General features: G+C 33.9%; 20 protein-coding genes. 9 read left to right on the top strand and 11 right to left on the bottom strand.

All coding sequences use genetic code 11. The features are described from left to right. The first annotated feature begins 63 nt into the window (after positions 1-63). From ACHRV3_RS11925 to ACHRV3_RS11965, 9 genes are all read left to right on the top strand, one after another. On the top strand, positions 64-1,017 hold the full coding sequence (locus ACHRV3_RS11925; RefSeq protein ID WP_047773822.1) for an acetyl-CoA carboxylase carboxyltransferase subunit alpha: 954 nt from the start codon (positions 64-66) through the stop codon (positions 1,015-1,017). 140 nt (positions 1,018-1,157) lie between these two features. Continuing rightward, positions 1,158-2,702, top strand: a complete 1,545-nt coding sequence (gene dnaB / locus ACHRV3_RS11930) for a replicative DNA helicase (protein WP_047773821.1) — start codon at positions 1,158-1,160, stop codon at positions 2,700-2,702. A 197-nt stretch (positions 2,703-2,899) separates the two neighbouring features. After that, positions 2,900-3,253 (top strand): hypothetical protein, encoded by a 354-nt coding sequence (locus ACHRV3_RS11935; protein WP_047773819.1) that lies wholly within the window; start codon positions 2,900-2,902, stop codon positions 3,251-3,253. A 164-nt stretch (positions 3,254-3,417) separates the two neighbouring features. Next, positions 3,418-3,915 carry a hypothetical protein gene (locus ACHRV3_RS11940; RefSeq protein WP_047774439.1) on the top strand — a complete coding sequence of 166 codons (498 nt, stop codon included), beginning with the start codon at positions 3,418-3,420 and terminating at the stop codon, positions 3,913-3,915. A 655-nt stretch (positions 3,916-4,570) separates the two neighbouring features. Further along, the gene (locus ACHRV3_RS11945) at positions 4,571-5,338 is read left to right on the top strand and encodes a hypothetical protein (protein ID WP_395434836.1); all 768 of its coding nucleotides are present in this window, start codon (positions 4,571-4,573) and stop codon (positions 5,336-5,338) included. An 80-nt stretch (positions 5,339-5,418) separates the two neighbouring features. After that, positions 5,419-6,183 carry a hypothetical protein gene (locus ACHRV3_RS11950; RefSeq protein WP_395434837.1) on the top strand — a complete coding sequence of 255 codons (765 nt, stop codon included), beginning with the start codon at positions 5,419-5,421 and terminating at the stop codon, positions 6,181-6,183. A gap of 150 nt (positions 6,184-6,333) precedes the next feature. After that, on the top strand, positions 6,334-7,143 hold the full coding sequence (locus tag ACHRV3_RS11955; RefSeq protein WP_395434838.1) for a sensor histidine kinase: 810 nt from the start codon (positions 6,334-6,336) through the stop codon (positions 7,141-7,143). Between the two features lie 115 nt (positions 7,144-7,258). Next, entirely contained in the window at positions 7,259-7,924 is a 666-nt protein-coding gene (locus ACHRV3_RS11960; protein WP_047773813.1) for a response regulator transcription factor, read from the top strand. A gap of 331 nt (positions 7,925-8,255) precedes the next feature. Continuing rightward, positions 8,256-9,515 (top strand): asparagine synthetase B, encoded by a 1,260-nt coding sequence (locus tag ACHRV3_RS11965; protein ID WP_395434839.1) that lies wholly within the window; start codon positions 8,256-8,258, stop codon positions 9,513-9,515. A 2-nt stretch (positions 9,516-9,517) separates the two neighbouring features. Here ACHRV3_RS11965 and ACHRV3_RS11970 read toward each other — a convergent pair whose 3' ends face one another. The 11 genes from ACHRV3_RS11970 to ACHRV3_RS12020 all read right to left on the bottom strand — a co-directional run. After that, positions 9,518-10,321: an endonuclease/exonuclease/phosphatase family protein gene (locus ACHRV3_RS11970; RefSeq protein WP_395434840.1), complete on the bottom strand. Its 804-nt coding sequence runs from the start codon at positions 10,319-10,321 to the stop codon at positions 9,518-9,520. 418 nt (positions 10,322-10,739) lie between these two features. Next, the gene (locus ACHRV3_RS11975; RefSeq protein WP_230003019.1) at positions 10,740-11,408 is read right to left on the bottom strand and encodes a DUF5932 domain-containing protein; all 669 of its coding nucleotides are present in this window, start codon (positions 11,406-11,408) and stop codon (positions 10,740-10,742) included. 11 nt (positions 11,409-11,419) lie between these two features. Continuing rightward, the gene (locus ACHRV3_RS11980) at positions 11,420-13,180 is read right to left on the bottom strand and encodes a hypothetical protein (protein ID WP_395434841.1); all 1,761 of its coding nucleotides are present in this window, start codon (positions 13,178-13,180) and stop codon (positions 11,420-11,422) included. Positions 13,181-13,187: 7 nt separating this feature from the next. Then, entirely contained in the window at positions 13,188-14,915 is a 1,728-nt protein-coding gene (locus ACHRV3_RS11985; protein ID WP_395434842.1) for an ATP-binding protein, read from the bottom strand. 167 nt (positions 14,916-15,082) lie between these two features. Next, positions 15,083-15,517 (bottom strand): carboxymuconolactone decarboxylase family protein, encoded by a 435-nt coding sequence (locus ACHRV3_RS11990; RefSeq protein ID WP_230003016.1) that lies wholly within the window; start codon positions 15,515-15,517, stop codon positions 15,083-15,085. A 79-nt stretch (positions 15,518-15,596) separates the two neighbouring features. After that, positions 15,597-16,169, bottom strand: a complete 573-nt coding sequence (locus tag ACHRV3_RS11995; RefSeq protein ID WP_230003015.1) for a Crp/Fnr family transcriptional regulator — start codon at positions 16,167-16,169, stop codon at positions 15,597-15,599. 146 nt (positions 16,170-16,315) lie between these two features. After that, positions 16,316-16,660 carry a 50S ribosomal protein L20 gene (gene rplT / locus ACHRV3_RS12000; RefSeq protein ID WP_047773802.1) on the bottom strand — a complete coding sequence of 115 codons (345 nt, stop codon included), beginning with the start codon at positions 16,658-16,660 and terminating at the stop codon, positions 16,316-16,318. Positions 16,661-16,760: 100 nt separating this feature from the next. Further along, on the bottom strand, positions 16,761-16,958 hold the full coding sequence (gene rpmI, locus ACHRV3_RS12005; RefSeq protein ID WP_007810722.1) for a 50S ribosomal protein L35: 198 nt from the start codon (positions 16,956-16,958) through the stop codon (positions 16,761-16,763). Positions 16,959-17,057: 99 nt separating this feature from the next. Further along, positions 17,058-17,609, bottom strand: a complete 552-nt coding sequence (gene infC / locus ACHRV3_RS12010) for a translation initiation factor IF-3 (protein WP_082210583.1) — start codon at positions 17,607-17,609, stop codon at positions 17,058-17,060. Positions 17,610-17,631: 22 nt separating this feature from the next. After that, complete coding sequence (gene thrS, locus ACHRV3_RS12015; RefSeq protein ID WP_395434843.1) at positions 17,632-19,578, bottom strand: threonine--tRNA ligase; 1,947 nt, start codon at positions 19,576-19,578, stop codon at positions 17,632-17,634. Between the two features lie 865 nt (positions 19,579-20,443). Further along, the coding region (locus ACHRV3_RS12020) for a hypothetical protein (RefSeq protein ID WP_395434844.1) at positions 20,444-20,694 on the bottom strand (251 nt) is incomplete at its 5' end.

The raw sequence follows: 20,694 nt of genomic DNA on the forward strand, positions 1-20,694 counted from the left end.
TTCTCCCAATGATATAATATTTTTATATTTGCGGTTCGATTTACAAACAAAATTCAAAAATCCATGGAATATTTAGATTTTGAGCTTCCAATAAAAGAACTTGAAGAACAGTTAGAAAAGTGCGTTATAATTGGAAAAGAATCTGACGTTGATGTTACACCTACTTGTAAAGAAATCAACAAGAAACTAGAAGAAACCAAGAAAGAAATATATAAAAACCTTACGGCTTGGCAGCGTGTACAATTGTCAAGACACCCGAACAGGCCTTATACACTTGATTATATCAGAGCAATCTGCGGTGATACTTTTTTAGAACTTCATGGAGACAGAAGTTTCAAAGATGACAAAGCGATGGTTGGTGGTTTAGGAAAAGTTAACGGACAATCTTTTATGATTGTAGGTCAACAAAAAGGATACAACACCAAAACTCGTCAATACCGTAATTTTGGTATGGCAAACCCTGAAGGATACCGTAAAGCTTTGCGTTTGATGAAAATGGCAGAGAAATTTGGTATTCCGGTTTTAACTTTAGTAGATACTCCTGGAGCCTATCCTGGTTTAGAAGCAGAAGAAAGAGGTCAAGGAGAAGCTATTGCCAGAAATATTTTCGAAATGGTTCGCTTAAAAGTGCCGATTATCACTATTATTGTAGGTGAGGGTGCTTCTGGAGGAGCTTTAGGAATAGGTGTTGGAGATAAAGTTTACATGTTAGAAAACACTTGGTATTCTGTAATTTCTCCGGAATCTTGCTCTTCTATTTTATGGAAAAGCTGGGAATACAAAGAGCGTGCAGCTGATGCTTTAAAATTGACTTCATCTGACATGAAAAGACAAAAATTAGTTGACGATGTGATTCCGGAACCATTAGGAGGAGCACACTACGATCGTGAAACTACTTTTAAAACAGTAGCAGAATATATTACTAAAGGATATAATGAATTGAAAGACTTATCAACAGCCGACTTAATTGCCCAAAGAATGGACAAATATAGTCAGATGGGGGAATACAAGGAGTAAATTCTTACAAAATTATTTAAAATCCGAAGCCTTGTCGTTTCGGATTTTTTTTTGGTTATCAACAAAAAAAACTTATTTATAAACAATTAATAGTTATAACTCGATAGCATTGTTTTTTTTAATTTTGCTACTTTCGCTATATGGAAAATTTCAAAAATGTATACCCTGCAAAGGCAGATAAATCCGCAGTCATTAATTTAGAGAAAGGAAAACTTCCTCCTCAAGTACTTGATTTAGAGGAAGCTGTTCTTGGTGCGATGATGATTGACAAAAAAGGGGTGGATGATGTAATTGATATTTTACAGGCTGATGCTTTTTATAAAGATGCACATAAATTTATTTTTGAAGCAATTGTGCAACTCTTTACCGAAACACAACCAATTGACTTGTTAACCGTTTCGACTCAGCTGAAAAAGAATGGAAAATTAGATTTAGCAGGAGGAGATTTTTATTTAATTCAACTTACACAAAAAATTGCCTCTTCGGCGCATATTGAATTTCACTCTCGTATCATACTTCAAAAGTATATTCAAAGAAGTTTGATCCGAATTTCTTCTGAAATTATTGAAGAATCGTATGATGAAACAACTGACGTATTTGACTTATTGGATAAAGCAGAATCTAAATTATACGAAGTAACTCAGGGAAATATTAAACGAAGTTCAGAAACAGCTCAGAGTTTAGTTTTACAGGCAAAGAAACGTATTGAAGAAATTGCTGGTAAAGAAGGTTTGAGTGGTGTTGCAACAGGATTTGAAAAATTAGACCAGATCACCTCAGGATGGCAACCGAGTGATTTAATTATTATAGCCGCCCGTCCTGGTATGGGTAAAACCGCATTTGTACTTTCGATGGCACGTAACGTAGCTATTGATTATGGACATGCGGTGGCCGTTTTCTCTCTGGAGATGGCTTCTGTACAGTTGATTACGAGGCTTATTTCGTCAGAAACAGGATTGTCTTCTGAGAAATTAAGAACAGGAAAATTGGAGAAACACGAATGGGAACAACTAAGTACTAAAGTAAAAGATTTAGAGAAAGCGCCGCTGTTTATTGATGATTCACCTTCGCTTTCTATTTTCGATTTACGTGCAAAATGCCGTCGTTTGGCATCACAACACGGAATTAAATTAATCATTGTCGACTACTTGCAGTTGATGACAGCAGGAGGAAACGGAAAAGGAGGAGGAAGCCGTGAGCAGGAGATTTCGACGATTTCCCGAAACTTAAAAGCATTAGCAAAAGAGTTAAACGTTCCGGTAATCGCACTTTCACAGTTGTCCCGTGCGGTTGAAACCCGTGGATCCAGTAAAAGACCTTTACTATCGGATCTTCGTGAATCCGGAGCAATTGAGCAGGATGCTGATATCGTTTCGTTTATCTACCGTCCTGAATATTATAAAATTGAAGAATGGGATGATGACGAACAATCACCTACAGCAGGTCAGGCTGAGTTTATTATAGCCAAACACCGTAACGGTAGTCTTGAGAACGTACGATTGAAATTCCTTGGACATTTAGGTAAGTTTGATAACCTCGAAGACTTTACAGGTGGTTATGACGATTTGCCTTCTAAGATGAATCACGACGATAATCCATTCGCTACTAAAAGTTTACCATCGCCTAATGAAGCGTTCGGAAGCAATCTGAATGAGGACGATGATGATAGCGATGTTCCTTTTTAAATCGTTTAAAATCAATAAATTGTAAATAAAAATCCTTATAAGTTTAGTGACTTGTAAGGATTTTTTTTGAATTGATAATTAGCCAGTTCTCAGTAGTAATTTTACACGATTATATTTCTTATATAAAAATTAATTCGGTAGTTTAGCATAACCATTTAACAAATCTAATACTATTAACTAATTCTAATTTGTAAACTATGAATGAAGAAACTTTTCCGAATCCTATTCAAGTTCCATTAGCTACAGCCGAAGCATGGGAGAAAAGATACGAGGAGGACAAAACCATCGAAGAGAATGACAAAAAAGTAAAATCTTTTTTGATTCCAAGAGAAAGTTTAGAACTAGTTTTGCAACTTGATACCGAAGCCGTTCGTGCTTATATCGGGATCAATGATCAAAAAGAGAAAACTTTACTTTTTGTGGGAGCAAAACTAGATGAAAAAACTGGAAAATACATAGATGTTTACGGGCCACCACCTACAGCAAATAAAGGTCTGGACTCAGCCGGAGATGTTGTCTATGACGGTGTGCGTCCTAGTCCACCTTATTGATTTTAAATAGGATATGTAAAATTATGGATGATTTTTTAATATACTTAGTTTACGTACTTCTATTTTTAAATCTCATTTTTTACAGCATTAGCTTTTTTCGAAAGGAAAAAGCTAATGTTTTTTTTGTATGGTATATAGTATCTAGCTGCATTATGCAATTTTCAATGGAAGTCTTATACAGACTGGCGATTCATAATCTAATAGTAGTAAATACCTTTTTTATAATACAATTTATTTTACTGGGATTGTTTTTTAAATCACTTTTTACAAACAAAAAACAAATAATGTACGTGCAGTATAGCATGTACTTGGGTTTGTTTTTAATAGCTTGTCAATATGTGTATGATTACAATTTGTTGTTTGACTTTAACTTATTTGCAATTTCGCTGACCTCACTTTTATTGGTTTGTTATGCGTTGATGCATTTGTACAATCAACTGGCGACTGAAAAAGTATATTATTTTATAACAATAGGTATTATAATTTACATGCTACCAAGTACTGTTCTGTACTTAATAGGAAATTTGACTGAGAATTTAAGTGAGGATTTTAAATACATTTCGTGGCAATTGAATGCTTGCTTGGTTATAGTACAGCAAGTATTGTACTTATACGAATGTAAAGTGAGCTTTTTGAAAAAAGAAGCAACTCTGAAAATTTAAAAATTTCTGTTATTCATTAAATAACAAAAGAAAATAATAAAAAAAAACATTTTATGCGCTACCATGGTAGCGCTGTTTTTTATATCTACATGCCAGAAGTAAAAAGAATCAAGTCCAAAAGTTGTGAAGAAATAAAAATCTCGCGAAGTCGCAAAGTCGCGGAGTTAAAAAATCAATACAAAAACTTGAAGGCTCAGTGTTTTTGCGAGAAATAAAGTCTGGAAAATCAACAAAAAAACAACCATCAAGAGCTGTTAATGCTAATGCCATGGAGGTGATTTACACAAATTTCTCCACAACTTTTTGACTTGATCCAATAATAGAGATTGAAGGGATCACGTTTTCGCTGCTTTAGTTCAAATCTATTATAGTTGATAAAGGATGTACAACACATTGATGCGTTTTTTAGGATTGAATTCATAAGCTGAAGTAACTACTGTTTTAATAGTTTTAGATAGTAACAATACCGTAAAAGAATGAACCGCAACGTCAAATAAATTGTCTGTGTTTAGGATACCCCCGCCTATATCCTCCTTGAATAGTGATCCTGAAAATGAATAGTAAGATTGTCTAGTTGCTTTTAAATTAATGATATTTTAATAGAAAGTAAATGTTCTGTTAAACCGATTTTAACCCAATTTAAACTAAATCAACCATGAAAAAAATTACTTTATGCGCTACTTTGATAGCGCTGTTTTTTATGACATCATGTCAAAAAGAAAACACTCAGGAAGAAAGCAAGGCTATGTCTAAAGAAGAAAAAGAAAATTGGCAGACTGCAAATCTGGATGCTAAGTTTGCAACTTCTCAAAAGAAAGTTACGGCTTATTTGTTCTCGACCAGTGAAATGGCAACACTGGTTAAAACCCCCAATATTAAAGAAGTTCGTTTTCTTCTGGGGTATGCGGACAATACGATTCAGATTAGTATAATCGGTGTCGATAAGTCTGGAAAGGAATTAGGAATCGTGAATCCTACCATACTGAAAGAATCCAATTATCAAGAGAAACTAAGCAGGCTTAATGCATTGTCTATTAGCGAAACAGAGATGAGATCACCGATAGTAGAAGAACATTTGTTGCTGCCCAAAGATGCTCTTGCAGGTATTGAAGCCTGGCAGGAAAAGCTAAAATCGGTTTCTGATCTGAACGCAATAACTTCTTATGAGGGATCACGTTTTTGCTATTTTAGTTTAGAAGCAGATGTTGTAGCCGCTATGGTGGATCATGAGGATATAGTAAACATTGGCTTGTTTTTAGGGTTAAATCCAAAAGGCAAGGTTACTACGATCTTAATTGGATTGGACAAAAACAATGCAGTAAAAGAGTTTGCTCAGGGGATAACTGGGGGAATTAATATCGCTGTCAGTATTTTTGATGGTGTCCGCCCATGTCCGCCCTACGGAAGTTGTAAATCGCATTAATAATTTTAAGATTCAGAGGGAGTTTTAAAGACAAACAAACTCTGGATTTTTTTTAATTTAACCCTAACAAAGAATAAACTATGAAAAAAGCAATTTTAAGCGTTGTATTAGTGACGCTGTTTTTTATGTCTTCCTGTCAAAAGGAAAGTGCTCAGGAAGAGAGCAAGGTTGTGACAACAGTACAAAAAGAAAACTGGCTTACGGCTACTTTGGATTCGAAATTTGCAAGTTCACAAAAACAGGTTGCGGCCTATTTGTTTCCGGCAGATAAAATGGAGGCATTAGTCAAAACACCAAATGTTACAGCTGTACGTTTTGTATTAGGTTATGCTGATCATACGATTCAAATTAGTGTGACAGGTGTTGATAAATCCGGTAAAAAACTAGGAACAGTAAGCGCAACAGTATTAAAAGAATCAAATTATGACGGTAAGTTGAGTAAACTTAACCAGTTGACTGTTAGTAAAACCAACAAAAGAACGGCGTTATTAAATGCACATTCATTGTTGCCTAAAGACGCTTTCGCAGGTATTGAAGCCTGGCAACAGAAATTGAGTGCTGTTGCTGACTTAGAAGAGGTAACTTCTTATGAGGGAGTACGTTTTCGTTATTTTAGTTTAGAATCAGAGGTGATTCTAGCGATGGTAGACAGCGGAAATACAGCAAACATTGGTTTGTTTTTAGGACTGAATACAAAAGGAAAAGTAACCACTGTTTTGATCGGTTTAGATAAAAATAATGACATTAAAAAAACAACACCGACATCAAAAGAGGCAGCAGCGGTCTATGATTTTTCGCTACCATGCCCGCCTACAGGAGATCCGGCCGATTTCGGGGGTTTATAAGCCATAAAAAAGAGTGAACTGGAATAAATCTCTGTCAGGGGTAATATTCTGACAGCGATTTTTATTTTAAGTTTTTTGTATGTTACCTTTAAAATTAAGTAAAATACAATACATTTGGTTTTTAGAGTAATAACTGATAAAAAAAATGGAATGTTAACGGTAGTTTCCACAAGTTTAATTTCAATTCCGGAAAAAGAGATTGTGGTAATCATATTGTACACCTCTCTTTTTTTAATGTTGATGGCAATCGCTTTGGTTGTATTTTTCTATTTTTCAAGGAAAAAAATTATTGAAGAAGAAGTAGAAAAGAAGAATTTAGAAATTCATTATCAGAAAGAACAGCTGTTGGCTGTAATACTTACTCAGGAGGAAGAGCGCAAAAGAATCGCTCAGGATTTGCATGATGACATTAGTTCTAAACTGAATATAGTATCTTTAAACAGTCATTTATTAAGTGCTCCCAACTTAACGGAAAAAGAAACGTTAGAAATTACGGAGAATATTATCAATCTAACCGCAAAAGCGTTAGAGAATTCAAGAAAGATTGCCCATAATTTATTACCCCCCGTTTTCGAAAAATTTGGACTTCATGCAGCAGTTGAAGAATTATGTGATGAGTTTGAAAGCTGTAAAGTTATTAAGGTATCTTACAAAAATGAAATTGAGTTTGATCCTTTAGAAATGGACCGCCATTTGCATGTTTTTAGAATTTTACAGGAATTGATGAATAATTCCCTGCGACACGGAAAAGCCAATGCAATCAAAATTGGTTTTAAAATTGAAAATCAAATGAATGTTTGCCATTACGAAGATAACGGAGTCGGTTTTGATGCCGGGAAATTAGAAAATCAGAAAGGACTTGGCATGAAAAATATTGACAGTCGGGTATCATTTCTGAATGGAACAATTAAAATAGACTCGCAAATTGGTAGTGGTATTGCGGTAATGTTTACTTTTTAAAGTCCATTTTGAAATAAAAAGCATTTTTTTTCCAATAAATACAGGCATTTCGCTGTTTTTCAATGCATATTTTGTAATTTCGGTATACTAAAAACGACCAAAACCTAGTAAAAAAATGAGTAACGCTATTAAAATTGCTTTAGTCGATGATGAAGTTTTATTCCGGAAAGGAATTTCTTTTTTACTGCAAAAAGAGGATAATATTGAAATTATTTTCGAAGCTTCAAATGGGGAAGACCTTATTTTTTGCTTAGAAGACTATGAAATAAAGCCGGACATTATAGTCATGGATTTAAAAATGCCTATTTTAAACGGGGTCGAAGCCACTAAAATTATTCGCAAGTCCTATCCGGATATTAAAATAATCGCTTTAACCAGTTACGATACAAAATCGTTTATCGCTAATATGATACAGGTTGGTGCTGTTGCGTATTTAATAAAAAACACCACTCCAAAAGATCTAATCCATACCATTAATGAAGTATCACGAAAGGGGTTTTACTACAGTCAGACTGTTTTAAGAACCATTCAGGATACTATTATTTCCTCAAAAAATAATAAGTCAAACTTAGAAACCGGTTTTCTGTCCCCTAGAGAAATAGAAATTCTTCAACTTATTTGCCTGCAAAAAACAACTTCTGAAATTGCAGATCAACTTTTTTTAAGTCCAAGAACTGTAGAAGGACATCGTAATAATTTATTGCTTAAAACAGAATCCAGAAATATTGCCGGATTAGTAGTATATGCAATTCAAAACGAAATTGCGGTTTTAAATATTTAAGTTTAACTGGCTAAAAATTGAATCGATAAAACATAATACAGGATTATAGTCAGAACAAGTGCACAAACACCTATTCTTCGAATTATATTTATTTTTTTTTGTTTATTGTTGCCTTCATTGGATCTCATAGTTAAATTCTTCATCGATATAGTAAAAAATGGTTATTTTGGTCAACAAATTTAATTAGAAAGAGTTGTTAAAATACAGGTGTTTTTACGTGATTTTGTTATTCTTGTAGCAGTTTACTGATTTTATTGGAAAGCGGAATAAATTGGCGATGCAATTGTGTTTTTTACAGCTTCCTTTATATCTTTACTAAAATAATTTTCTGATGAATAAAAGCCTAGTTTATATTGTTGTACTTCTGTTTTCATTAACCGCTAAGGCTTCGTTTATTCTATTGCCGATGGATGAAACGACACAGCAAAATCATCTGAAAGCATATGGAATTACCTATTGGTGTTTGAGTAAAGATTACAAAGCCAGTTGGTTGCTGAATTATCGGGGAGGCTCCTTTTTATTGCCCGATGTAGAGGAAATCCGTAAAGAATGTAAAATCAGAGGCGTTAGTTTTGAAATAATTTCAGATGCAGAAGAAACTTCTATTTTAAATGAAATTTCCAGCCCTTCTCAAAATATGGAATCGGTTGTTTTGGAGAAAGCACCAAAGATTGCAGTATATACACCAAAAGGAAAACAACCTTGGGACGATGCCGTAACCTTAGTTTTAACGTATGCCGAAATCCCTTTTACTCCAATTTATGATGAAGAAGTTTTGAGTGATCAATTGCTTCTTTACGATTGGTTGCATTTACATCACGAAGATTTTACAGGTCAGTATGGTAAATTTTATGCCGCTTACAAAAATACTCCTTGGTATATTGATCAAAAAAGCGATGCAGAAGCATTGGCGGTTAAATTAGGCTATCCAAAAGTTTCGCAGGAAAAAGGAGCAGTAGCAAAAAAAATACGTGATTTTGTTATCGGTGGAGGATTTATGTTTGCCATGTGTTCTGCAACGGATAGTTTTGATATCGCACTTGCTGCAGACGGAGTTGATATTTGTGAAGCGATGTTTGACGGAGATGCCAGTGAACCTAATTATCAATCAAAACTGAATTATTCAAATTCATTTGCCTTTAAAAATTTCACACTAGAAAGAAAACCGGAAGTGTATGAGTTTTCAGATATTGACATGACTTCCAAACGTAGAATTCCGATGGAAAAAGATTATTTCTCATTGATGGAGTTTTCTGCAAAATGGGATCCGATTCCGAGTATGTTATGTCAGAATCATACACAATTGGTAAAGGGTTTTATGGGACAAACCACCTCTTTTGATTCTTCTTTTATTAAATCCAATGTGTTGGTAATGGGAGTTTGTGAACTAAATGGAGAGTCCAGATACATTCATGGTGAAAAAGGAAAAGGGATGTTTACCTTTTTTGGTGGACATGATCCCGAAGATTTTCAGCATCAGGTAGGCGATCCACCGACCGTTTTAGACTTGCATCCTAATTCTCCGGGGTATCGATTAATTTTAAATAATGTATTGTTCCCTGCAGCGAGAAAGAAAAAATTGAAAACCTAATTCTATTTAATTGAAAATTCCAGCCAAACAGGAATATGATCCGATATTTTCCGGGCTTCTTTTAAGGAATTAAATTTTTTATAAAACAAAATTACTCCCGAATTGAGGTGAGATAAGGAATTGGTGCTGTAAAAGATATTATCAAATTCTGATGCCAGGCAGGTTTCTCCTTTGCATTTTTGTTTTAAAGTGGTCTTTTGGTTTTGAAAAACGGGAGAGTACCCCATTTTTTTTAAGGGATTAAAAACAGTATGCGACTGTGGACAATTATAATCGCCGGCAAAAATTAAGTTTAAATTGGGGTATTGTTGTGGTAGAAATTTAAAGTACTTTATTTCTGTTTCCGGTTGCTTGCTTTTGGTAATCGCATGAAAATTAACTACTGTAATCGTTTTTTTACCAATTTCGAAACTGGCAAAATAAGGCTCACGATCAATTTGAAGACCGTATTTTTTTTCAAGCCAAGTATTCCCTTTCAGTTGGACTTTATTGATTTTCCAAATAAAAGCATAACGCTCTTTTTTATAGCTGCTGCCACTGGTAGGATCACTGATGCGATAGTCCCATTTTGAACCTTTTTTATTCAGGACTCCGGCCAATTTTGCTACTGCCTGAGCGCCACCATAACCCGCCACAACTTCCTGAACAGCAATAATATCATAGTCGCGAACCGTATTGGCGATAAAATCTAATTGAGATTCTGTTTTTGATTTTCCAAAGTTCTCGATATTCCAGGATAGAATTTTTACCTGAGAAAAGGATTGAAAAGTTACAAGTAGAACAAAAAGGCAGAGAATGTTTTTCATGAAAAGGGGAAAGGATCAAATATACCGTTCTAAAAGGGCTACTTTGTTAAAAAAGAGGAAAAACTTTAAAGACAAATTCTTTTAAATTCTCTTGTATCTGTTTTTTAATGCAGTTGTTATAATTAGTATTTGCAAAACTAAAAGAACAGGGATAAAAATGATATTCCAATTTACTTTTAGCCATCCAGCTTTCTCTGATAGAAAGGCAAAACAAATTACAAATACAAAGCCAAGTATCATAGCTTTTAAAGCAGTTTCATTTTTGGATATACTAGTGTTTGAGATTAATTTTTGAATTTGATTTTTCTCTAAATTAGTAATACTGTATTTCGACTTCATTCGTAGTTTAATAGATTCTGCTGCAAATTTAAAATTATAAAAGCAGAATTCCTTACGTAAACCCGTAAAAATAATGCAACTATATCAAGCCAAGATCTTTTGCAATAGCTATTAAATGTACATTATTGTTCGCTTTAAAGAAGGTCTTTAATTTATTGATTCTTTTTTCAATACTGCTGGTGCCGTTTGGTGTTATGGATACGTTTTTAAATTCACTTGAAATATTTTCTAAAGTATAACCCTTCGCCAGCAGTTTCAAAATTGAAATATCATACGACTCAATTTCAATTACAGCTTTGTCACTAAAAGTAGAAGAAAGATTAGAGGATACTATTTTTTCTTCATTTCTGAAAGTTCTTTCAATAGCCTTTTTTAGTTCATCGATACTATTTCTTCCTTTTGAAATATAAGCATTAATGGCTAAGTCATTAAAAAGAGATTGTATGCGATAGGACTTATCTTCTATGGAGAATATAATTTTTTTTATGGAAGGCTGTACTTTATTTATTGCAGCTATAAGTTCCTCTCCCGAAGATAATTTTACTTTCCTGTGATCAGATTTAAATGATAAGTCGCTAATTATTAAGTCATAGGGGTCTTTTTCGGCTATTCCCTTTTTTATTTTTAGCAGAGCATCATCGCAATATTTTACATGATCAATTATTGGAATATTTAAATCTTCCAAAACCTGAATAACAGTTATGCTTATGCTGTCTAAATCTTCTGCAACTAAAACTTTTTTAAACATATTTATATTTTTTATAAATGAAAAGTAAAACTTAATTTGAACCCACTTTGAGAGTAGGTGTCAAAAATAAGAGTTCCATTGATAGTTTTTATACGGCTTTCCACATTTTGTAGTCTATTTTTTAAGGCAGTGTTGTTTTTTGTAGTCCCAACGCTGTTATTTGCGTAAGTTACGATTATTTTTTTGTCTTTTATTTTAAAAGTTATACTTGCCAGAGTTGCTTTACTATGTGTTTTCATGTTGGTAAATAACTCTTGAAGTGCTCTGTAGAGAATTATTTTTTTGTTTTTATCGATTTGTTTCCACGGAATCGTATCTAAACCACTTGAAAAAATATTGATGTCCTGGGTTTTAAATTCAGAAATCATTTCTTTTAAAATCAAAGTATAATTTTCGTCGGTTAGTATACTGCTGTTTTCCTTTGAAATGTTTCTCGTTCGGGAATAGATGACCTCTAGATTATTTAGTAACTGCTCTTTGTTTTCCTCGCTTTCCAGATTTTCGGTGCTTGCAAATAGAATCAGGTTGTAAATGTTGTTAGAAAGCTCACTTTTTAGTTTTGCAGAGATGCGCATTTCACTCTCATAGATGGCGTCGTTTTTTTCTCTTCTTCCTTTTAATATTAAATAAGAGGAGAGAAATAGTAAAATAACCAGAATGAATAAGATCAGGATATACGAAATGATGTTCCGGTTTTTCTCTCGTTCCAGTTGTAGTTTATTTTCTGCCTTTTGAGTTTTGAGTTGTAAATTTTCCGCTTTATCTAGTTTTGAATCATATTTAATTTGAGAAAATTGATTTTTCGTTCGCAGTCTCACCTCTTTAATACTATCAGAAAGCTGTATATAGTCAAGAGCATACTTTTTTTGTTGAGGCCCGGTACTGCATTTTACAAGTGCACTTAAATATTGGATTCTTTTGGTTGTGTAATTATTGCGACAAGAGATGTCATAAGCCAATTTAACATGTTTCGATGCATATTTTGGATTGCTTTTTAAATAATAAAGAGAGATAAACCAGTGATTGAACATGATCCCTTCCTGATTTTTAATTTGTTGATTGATTTTCAAACTCTCATTAAAACATTCCAATGCTTTAGGATTGTGCGTTTTGTAATAACAATGCCCCAGATCGTTTAGTACCATGGCATAATTGGTCTCGTCGATATTTAAATTTTCGGGGTCCGTAGTATGTTTCGCAAGAAGCGGTAAATAGATTTCTATTGCATCAATGTATTTTTCCTGATCACAATATACTAGTGCTATATTATGCAGTGTCTGGTTTCTTTGTAAGGTAGTGGATGTATAGTTTAATGCTTTTTGATGGTGCAAAAGAGCATTTTTTAGATCGTACGAAGTATGGTAATTATTGGCCATAATCGTATAAACCGTCCATTTGTATCCACGATTTGTTATTTTTTCCAGATAAGGCATAGTCTTGGTCAGATAAGACTCGCTTTTAATAGGGTTGCCCTTAAAATGTTGAATTTCTGCCATACACGTCAAAGTATAAACAAATTCTTCAGGATTTCTTTTCGGGTCAATCAAGGGTAGCACCTTATTAAAGTAATAGTAAGCGCTATCTCTTTTTTTAAGATCGAGTAAAACATCTGCAGTATCAATAATTTTCTTGATCTGAGTAGTAGTTTTTTCCTTTTTGCGATTGATCCAATTCTCTTTTTTACAGGAATGCAGAGATAAGATAATCAATAGTACAGTAATTATTTTAAATAGAAGAGGCAGTAGTGGCCGTCCTTTTGTAGAAATATCCATGTTTTTATTAGTGGTATAAAGGGAGTTTAATAAAAACTTTAAAGCCTTCTTTTGGATTGGAGTCAAAAGTAACGCCTCCTTTTATAGTAGCAATTCTATTTTCTATATTTTGTAGTCCATTTTTAAAACCTATTTTTTTAAGATCAATACCCTGTCCATTATCAGCGTAATTAATAAGGATAACATCTGTTGTCTTTTTTATTGTAATCCCGATTAAGGTTGCTTTACTGTGTTTTTTCATGTTTACAAGCAATTCTTGCAGGATTCTATAGATGTTTATTTTTTTTGTTTTTTCAATTTCATCCCACAATATGGTATCTAAACCACTTAGTACAATAGTGACATTTGAGGTGTTAAATCCGGAAATCATATCCTTTAAAGAAATGATGTAATTGATGTCGGTTATGATTGGACAGTTTTCTTTTGAAATATCTGTTGTTCGGGAATAAATATCAGTAAGACTATTTATTAAATTGTTTTTGTTTTCGATTATTGAAAGGTCTCTGTTTTCAGCAAAAGCCATAGCATGATAAACATCATTGGCAAGTTCGTCGTGTAGTTTTTTTGAAATGCGGGTTTCGCTGTGATAAGTTGCTTTTAGTTTTTCTCGATTGGCTCTTGAATTTAGATAAAAATACAGAATCAGGATCAGGACTAGAGTCAGTAAAATAATGATGTATGAGATGTTATTTCTTGTTTCCTGTCCTTCTAGCTGTAGTTCATTTTTTATTTTTTGAGCTTTAAGTTTTAAGTTTTCGTCCTTTTCTTTTTTTGAATCGTATTTTATTCTTGCAAATAAATTTTTTGCTTTCTGTTTGACTTCAGAAATACTGTCTGTTAATTTTACATAGGTAATAGAATTTTTCTCTAATTCTTTACCGGAATCATTTTTTATAAGAAAAGCAAGAACTTTTAATGTCTGATCAATGCAATCTGAATTACGATGTTTTTCGTAACTCAATTTCGCGTATTTTATTGATAAAGGCAGGTGGCTTTTTTGATAGTATTCTGCAAGATGGTAATAGGTTTTACCCAATTGATAAGCGTCTTTTAGTTCAGATTTTATTTCCAAACTTTTAGTATAATACAAAAGAGCTTCTTTTTTTTCAAGTTTAAAATAGCAAAAACCGATATTGTCCAGTATTCTGGAGTATTGCTCACGATTTTCCTGAACACTTGTTGAACTGCTTAAAGGAAGTAAAAGTTGTAAGCAGGCATTGTATTTTTTTTGTTTTATAAAAATAGCTGCAATATTATTTTTTGTAGTTAACTTTTTAACGACATCAGTCTTTAAATATAATGCTTTATAAAAGTAGGATAGTGCAGTGTCGTAATTGTAAATGTTACTATAGTTAGTGCCTAGAATAGTATATATTTTCCATAAAGAATCAGGGTTTTTCAGGCTGCTTAAAAGTGGGAGGGCTTTGACTAGGGTAGTTTCACTGCCAAGGAAATCGCCCAAAGTTTGCTGTATGTCGGCCATATTCGTTACGCAATACGCATAATCACTAATGGGGTTAGTAGGAGTACAGTTAATTTTAGCTTTGTTATAATAATAGAAAGCACTGTCAAGTTGTTTGGTTGTTCTGAATTTATCAGCTGTTGCAATCAGCTGTCGAATTTCGGTATTAGGTTTCGTTTTTTGTGTGATAGCAACAGGCTTCTTTTGACAAGAAGAGAAAACAACGAGAGTAAGGAGTATAGAGAGGTAAGTGTGTATTCTTTGTAGTATCATTGCGCCAAAAGTAGAAAAATCTGTCAAATGACAATACGTATAAATACGGTATTTTAGATTTTTTTTTAAATGTATAATATCTATTTCTCATATACAGTTATATACAAACAAACCCTCACAGGTGAGGGTTCGCATTAGTATTTTTTTTGTAAAAATTATCTTTAAAATTATACGGCTCTTAAGCCTGTAGTAATTCCAATTCTATTCCAGGCATTGATGGTGATGATCATCATTATAATTTCGGCAAGGTATTTTTCGTCAAAAAAGCGAGCTGCATTTTGGTAAACTTCTTCAGAAACATGATTGCTTATCAAGGTGACTTCTTCTGTTAATGCTAAGATGGCTTGTTCTTCTTCGGTATAAACATCAGCCTCACGCCATGCGCTTAATAAATAAATGCGCTGTTCGCTTAAACCCAATTTGCGGGCGTCTGCCGTATGCATATTGATGCAATACGCACAACCATTAACTTGTGAGGCTCTAATTTTGATTAATTCCTTATGAATAGGACTTAATGATGTTGAAGCGATGTATTTTTCTAAGCCTAACATTGCCTGGTATGCTTCCGGAGCTACTTTTGGAATAACTATTCTTGGTTTCATTGTACTTGTCTTTTAAAGTTTGATACAAAGTTCAACAAAATCAGCTTTAGAAAACTTGAAGTAGTTCAAGAAATGAAGATTAAATTTTCCCGGATCTGATTTTACTCATAAACTCAGCAGAAAAATCTAAGTAGGAGGCAAGCATATATTGAGGGATACGTTGCACGAATTCCGGAAACTGATTGTTAAAATGATGGTATCGTTCTTCTGCCGACATCGTAAATAAAAACTTGATGCGCATTTGAGCTGCTCCAAAAGACTTCTGAGATACAATTCTAAAGTAACGTTCCAGTTTGGGAATCTGAAGTAATAGTGATTCAAGTACGGTTTTTTCAATAGCAATGACTTCACAATTCTCAACCGCCTGAATATAAAAATGCGAAGGAACATGATTGTGATAGCTCAAATAGTCGGTAATCCACCAGTTTTCAATTCCAAATTGCAACGTTTGCTCAGTTCCTTTAGCGTTAATAATGTATTGTCTAATGCAGCCTTTTAGTATAAAGTACATTGTATTGCAAACTTGTCCTTCCTGTAATAGACACTCTTTCTTTTTTATTTTAGACAAACGTAAGCAAGACTCCAAAGTATTGATCTCAGAAGGTTCTAATGTGATATATTTTGCGATATGAGTAAGAAGAGGTTGGTACATGCTGCGTTTTACTTTTGTGTAAATATACTTTTTAAATTTAGTTTGTAAAAAGAGATTTATTGAGGAAGGTATAAAAGCAAAAACCCAGTCAATTGACTGGGTTTTCTATGATAAGTAAGTAATCTTAAATTGAGTTTATAAAACGTTTATTTTACTTTATTAAGAATAGCTTTGAAAGCTTCAGGGTGGTTCATAGCTAAATCTGCAAGAACTTTACGGTTCAATTCGATTCCGTTAGCTTTAACTTTCCCCATGAATTGAGAATAAGAGATTCCTTCTAATCTAGCTCCAGCGTTAATACGTTGAATCCATAAAGCACGGAAATTTCTTTTGTTCTGTTTTCTGTCACGGTAAGCGTAGCACATTGCTTTCTCTACCGCATTCTTAGCAACTGTCCAAACGTTTTTACGTCTACCAAAGAAACCTTTGGCTTGCTTCATTATTTTTTTTCTTCTTGCTCTTTTAGCAACTGAATTTACCGATCTTGGCATAATTTTAATGTGTTTTTGTAGCAGGCGTCCTGAATTAAATCAAAGGAACTTAATGGCCATACTCCAAGGTTATATAAATAATTTTTAACCGAAAGAATTATTAGATAATTCTTAATTGTTGTTTAATGCTTTTCATATCTGTTGAGTGAACTAGCGCAGAGTGTGTCAAAGCTAATTTACGTTTTTTAGATTTTTTAGTCAAGATGTGACTTTTAAAAGCATGCTTTCTTTTAATCTTTCCAGAACCAGTAACTTTGAAACGTTTCTTGGCGCTAGATTTTGTTTTCATTTTAGGCATTTTTCCTAGTGTTTTAATTTATTCTTACTTACTTATATCTTTGTTTCATGTTTAAAGTTTCAGGTTGTAAAACTGAATACTGAAACTGTAAACTGAACACTATTTCTTTTTCTTCGGAGCAATGAACATAATCATTCTCTTTCCTTCTAACACAGGCATTGCTTCTACTTTACCGTGCTCTTCTAAATCGGTTGCCAAACGTAATAATAAAATCTGACCTTGATCTTTATAGATGATAGAACGACCTTTAAAGAAAACGAATGCTTTTAGTTTTGCTCCTTCTTTAAGGAATTTCTCAGCATTCTTTCTTTTAAATTCGTAATCGTGCTCATCTGTCTGAGGACCAAATCTAATTTCTTTTACTACAACTTGCGTTGACTTAGCTTTTAAAACCTTGTCACGTTTCTTTTGTTCGTAAACAAATTTCTTGTAATCCATGATTTTACAAACCGGCGGCTCAGCGTTTGGTGAAATTTCAACCAAATCCAATTCGAATTGATCCGCTAAACGTAAAGCTTCAGCAAGCTTAAATACACCTGGTTCGATGTTCTCGCCTACTAGTCTTACTTCTTGTACACCACGAATATGATTATTTATTCTGTGTGCATCTTTTTTTTCTACTCGAGGTTGGTAACCTCTGTTGCTTCTTATTGCTATGACTTTATAATTTAAGTTAAACTGTAAAAACTTTTAATGTCTTTTTTATTTCTTCGTTTACAATAGCGACAAATTCATCAATTGTAACTGTAATATTCCCTTTTCCTTCTTGACCATGGCGACGAATAGAAATTGTTCCGTTTTTCTCCTCTTCCTCACCTACAATAAGCATAAACGGTATTTTCTGCATTTCTGCATCTCTAATTTTCTTACCAATAGTTTCACTTCGGTTGTCAATTAGGGCGCGAATTTCGTGATTTTCTAGCAAATCTAAAACTTTTTTAGCATATATTTCGTATTTCTCGCTCAAAGACAAGATAATAGCCTGCTCAGGCATTAGCCATAGTGGGAAATTTCCTGCAGTGTGCTCTAGCAAAATAGCGATAAAACGTTCCATAGATCCAAAAGGAGCTCTGTGAATCATTACAGGTCTATGTAATTCGTTATCAGCGCCTTTATAAGTCAATTCGAAACGCTCTGGTAGGTTATAATCAACCTGAATTGTTCCTAATTGCCATTGTCTGCCTAAAGCATCTTTTACCATAAAGTCAAGCTTCGGACCGTAAAAAGCAGCTTCACCATATTCTATTACAGTGTTTAATCCTTTGTCAGCTGCAGCGTTGATAATGGCATTTTCAGCTTTCTCCCAGTTTTCATCAGAGCCAATGTATTTCTCTTTGTTTTCCTGGTCTCTTAAAGAAATTTGAGCTGTAAAGTTTTCGAAGCCTAATGAACCAAATACATATAATACTAGGTCAATTACCTTTTTAAACTCTTCATCCAATTGCTCTGGAGTACAGAAAATGTGTGCGTCATCCTGAGTAAAACCTCTTACACGAGTCAATCCATGTAACTCACCCGATTGCTCATATCGGTATACAGTACCAAATTCTGCATAACGCTTCGGTAAATCTTTATATGACCAAGGTCTTACATTGTAAATTTCACAGTGATGAGGACAGTTCATAGGCTTCAATAAAAACTCTTCACCTTCGGCAGGAGTATTGATTGGCTGAAAACTATCTGCACCATATTTTGCGTAATGTCCAGAAGTAACATACAGCTCTTTCTGTCCAATATGTGGAGTTACTACTTGTTCGTATCCGGCTTTCTTTTGGGCTTTCTTTAAAAATTGTTCTAAACGATCTCTAAGTGCTGCTCCTTTTGGTAGCCATAAAGGTAAACCTTGTCCAACTTTCTGAGAGAAAGCAAACAATTCAAGTTCTTTACCAAGTTTACGGTGGTCACGACGTTTAGCCTCTTCAAGAAGTTCCAGATATTCAGTTAAGTCTTTTTGTTTAGGGAAAGAAGTTCCGTAAACACGAGTCAGTTGTTTATTTTTCTCGTCACCACGCCAATAAGCACCTGCAACGCTCATGATTTTCATCGCTTTGATGATACCGGTATTTGGTATATGTCCACCACGACATAAATCAGTAAAAGTGGAATGATCACAAAATGTAATAGTTCCGTCTTCAAGGTTAGAAATCAATTCTGTTTTGTAAACGTTGTCTTTGTACATTGCTAAAGCATCTGCTTTGCTAACCGGACGCATTTTGAATTCATGTTTCTCTCTTGAAATTTCAAGAACACGATCCTCAATCTTTTTGAAGTCAGCATCAGTTATCTTTTGATCTTCGAAATCTACATCATAGTAGAACCCGTTTGAAATTGCTGGCCCAAGAGTCAGTTTAATTCCAGGATAAAGTTCCTCAAGAGCTTGCGCCATTACGTGAGAAGTCGAATGCCAGAAAGCTTTTTTTCCTTCCGCATCATTCCAGGTATATAAAATAAGACTACCGTCGGTCGTCAATGGAGTTTCGGTTTCTATTGTTGTACCATTAAAAGACGCAGAAATCACGTTTCTTGCAAATCCTTCACTAATGCTTTTAGCAACCTCCATCGGAGTTACGCCTGAGGCAAACTCTCTAATTGACCCGTCGGGTAAAGTAATCTTAATCATTGTTTATAATTTTGTGAATGCAAATATAGCGCATTACAAAAACACTTACAATATGTAAGTAGAAGTTTATATGCATATATAATTAGTAAGGCTTTTGTCGGTCTAATGTATTGCTGGATAATTTAAGTTTTGAATCTCTGAGTTTTTTAATAGCTGTAGGTTTTTTGTTTATGAATGGATCTGGTAGAGGAGGAGTGTTTGGTGGTAGGTTTGATTCTAATCTTTCTTTGCGTTTTTGATGTAGAATCAGGTTGTTAGTAGATTTTCTTTCTGGTTATGTAGGTGGTAATGGTTTATATTCCACAACCCGACAGGTTTTGAAAACCTGTCGGGTTTGTTGTTTAAAGATCCTAAAATTAAAAGGACCCAGCGTACAAAAGAGGTTATAGATTCCCTAAATCAGATACTATAATATATAGGAGCAATCATATCCTTAATTAATTATACGTCCTCAACCCGACAGGTTTTGAAAACCTGTCGGGTTTATTATTCTAAGCCCACAAGCTCCAACATCAAAAAAAGAAGAAACTTGGCGCCTTTGCGTCTTTGCGAGACTATCCAGAGTAAAGAGAGAGTCCGAGAAGCAAGAATAACTCCGAGGGTCTAAACCCTCAAAAGAACAAAACCCCAGTAAAATCAGCCCTTCCAAAAGAACAGCAACAATATAAAACCACAATATGAAAGAAATTTCCTAAAAACAAAAGAAATCTAAGTTTTGTAAAAACTCCATTATCAGTAAGTTAAGAAAAAGATTTAAAAAAAGGCAAAAAAAGCAAAGTAAAAAGCTTGTGAATGCGAATAAAGGGGCTACTTTTGCACCCGCAACAAGACAGACGTTCCCTGATAGACTGACAAGAAAAGAGGATTAATTTTTTAGAAAAGTTTGAGAAAACAAAATAAAAAAAAGATTCAAAAAAGCTTGTGAGATTTGAAAACGCTGCTTACCTTTGCACCCCGCAAAACACGCAAGTTCATTGAGAGATTGGTTGAGAAAAGAAGAAAATTGGAAACGAAAAGTTTCTAAAAAAAACTTCAAAAAAGTCTTGCCAGTTAAAAATAAAGATGTAGTTTTGCAGCCGCTTTGAGAAACAAGCGAAACACAGAAACACACGTTCG

The sequence above is a fragment of the Flavobacterium sp. FlaQc-49 genome, assembly GCF_044005985.1.
GTDB classification, from domain to species: Bacteria; Bacteroidota; Bacteroidia; order Flavobacteriales; family Flavobacteriaceae; genus Flavobacterium; species Flavobacterium cupriresistens.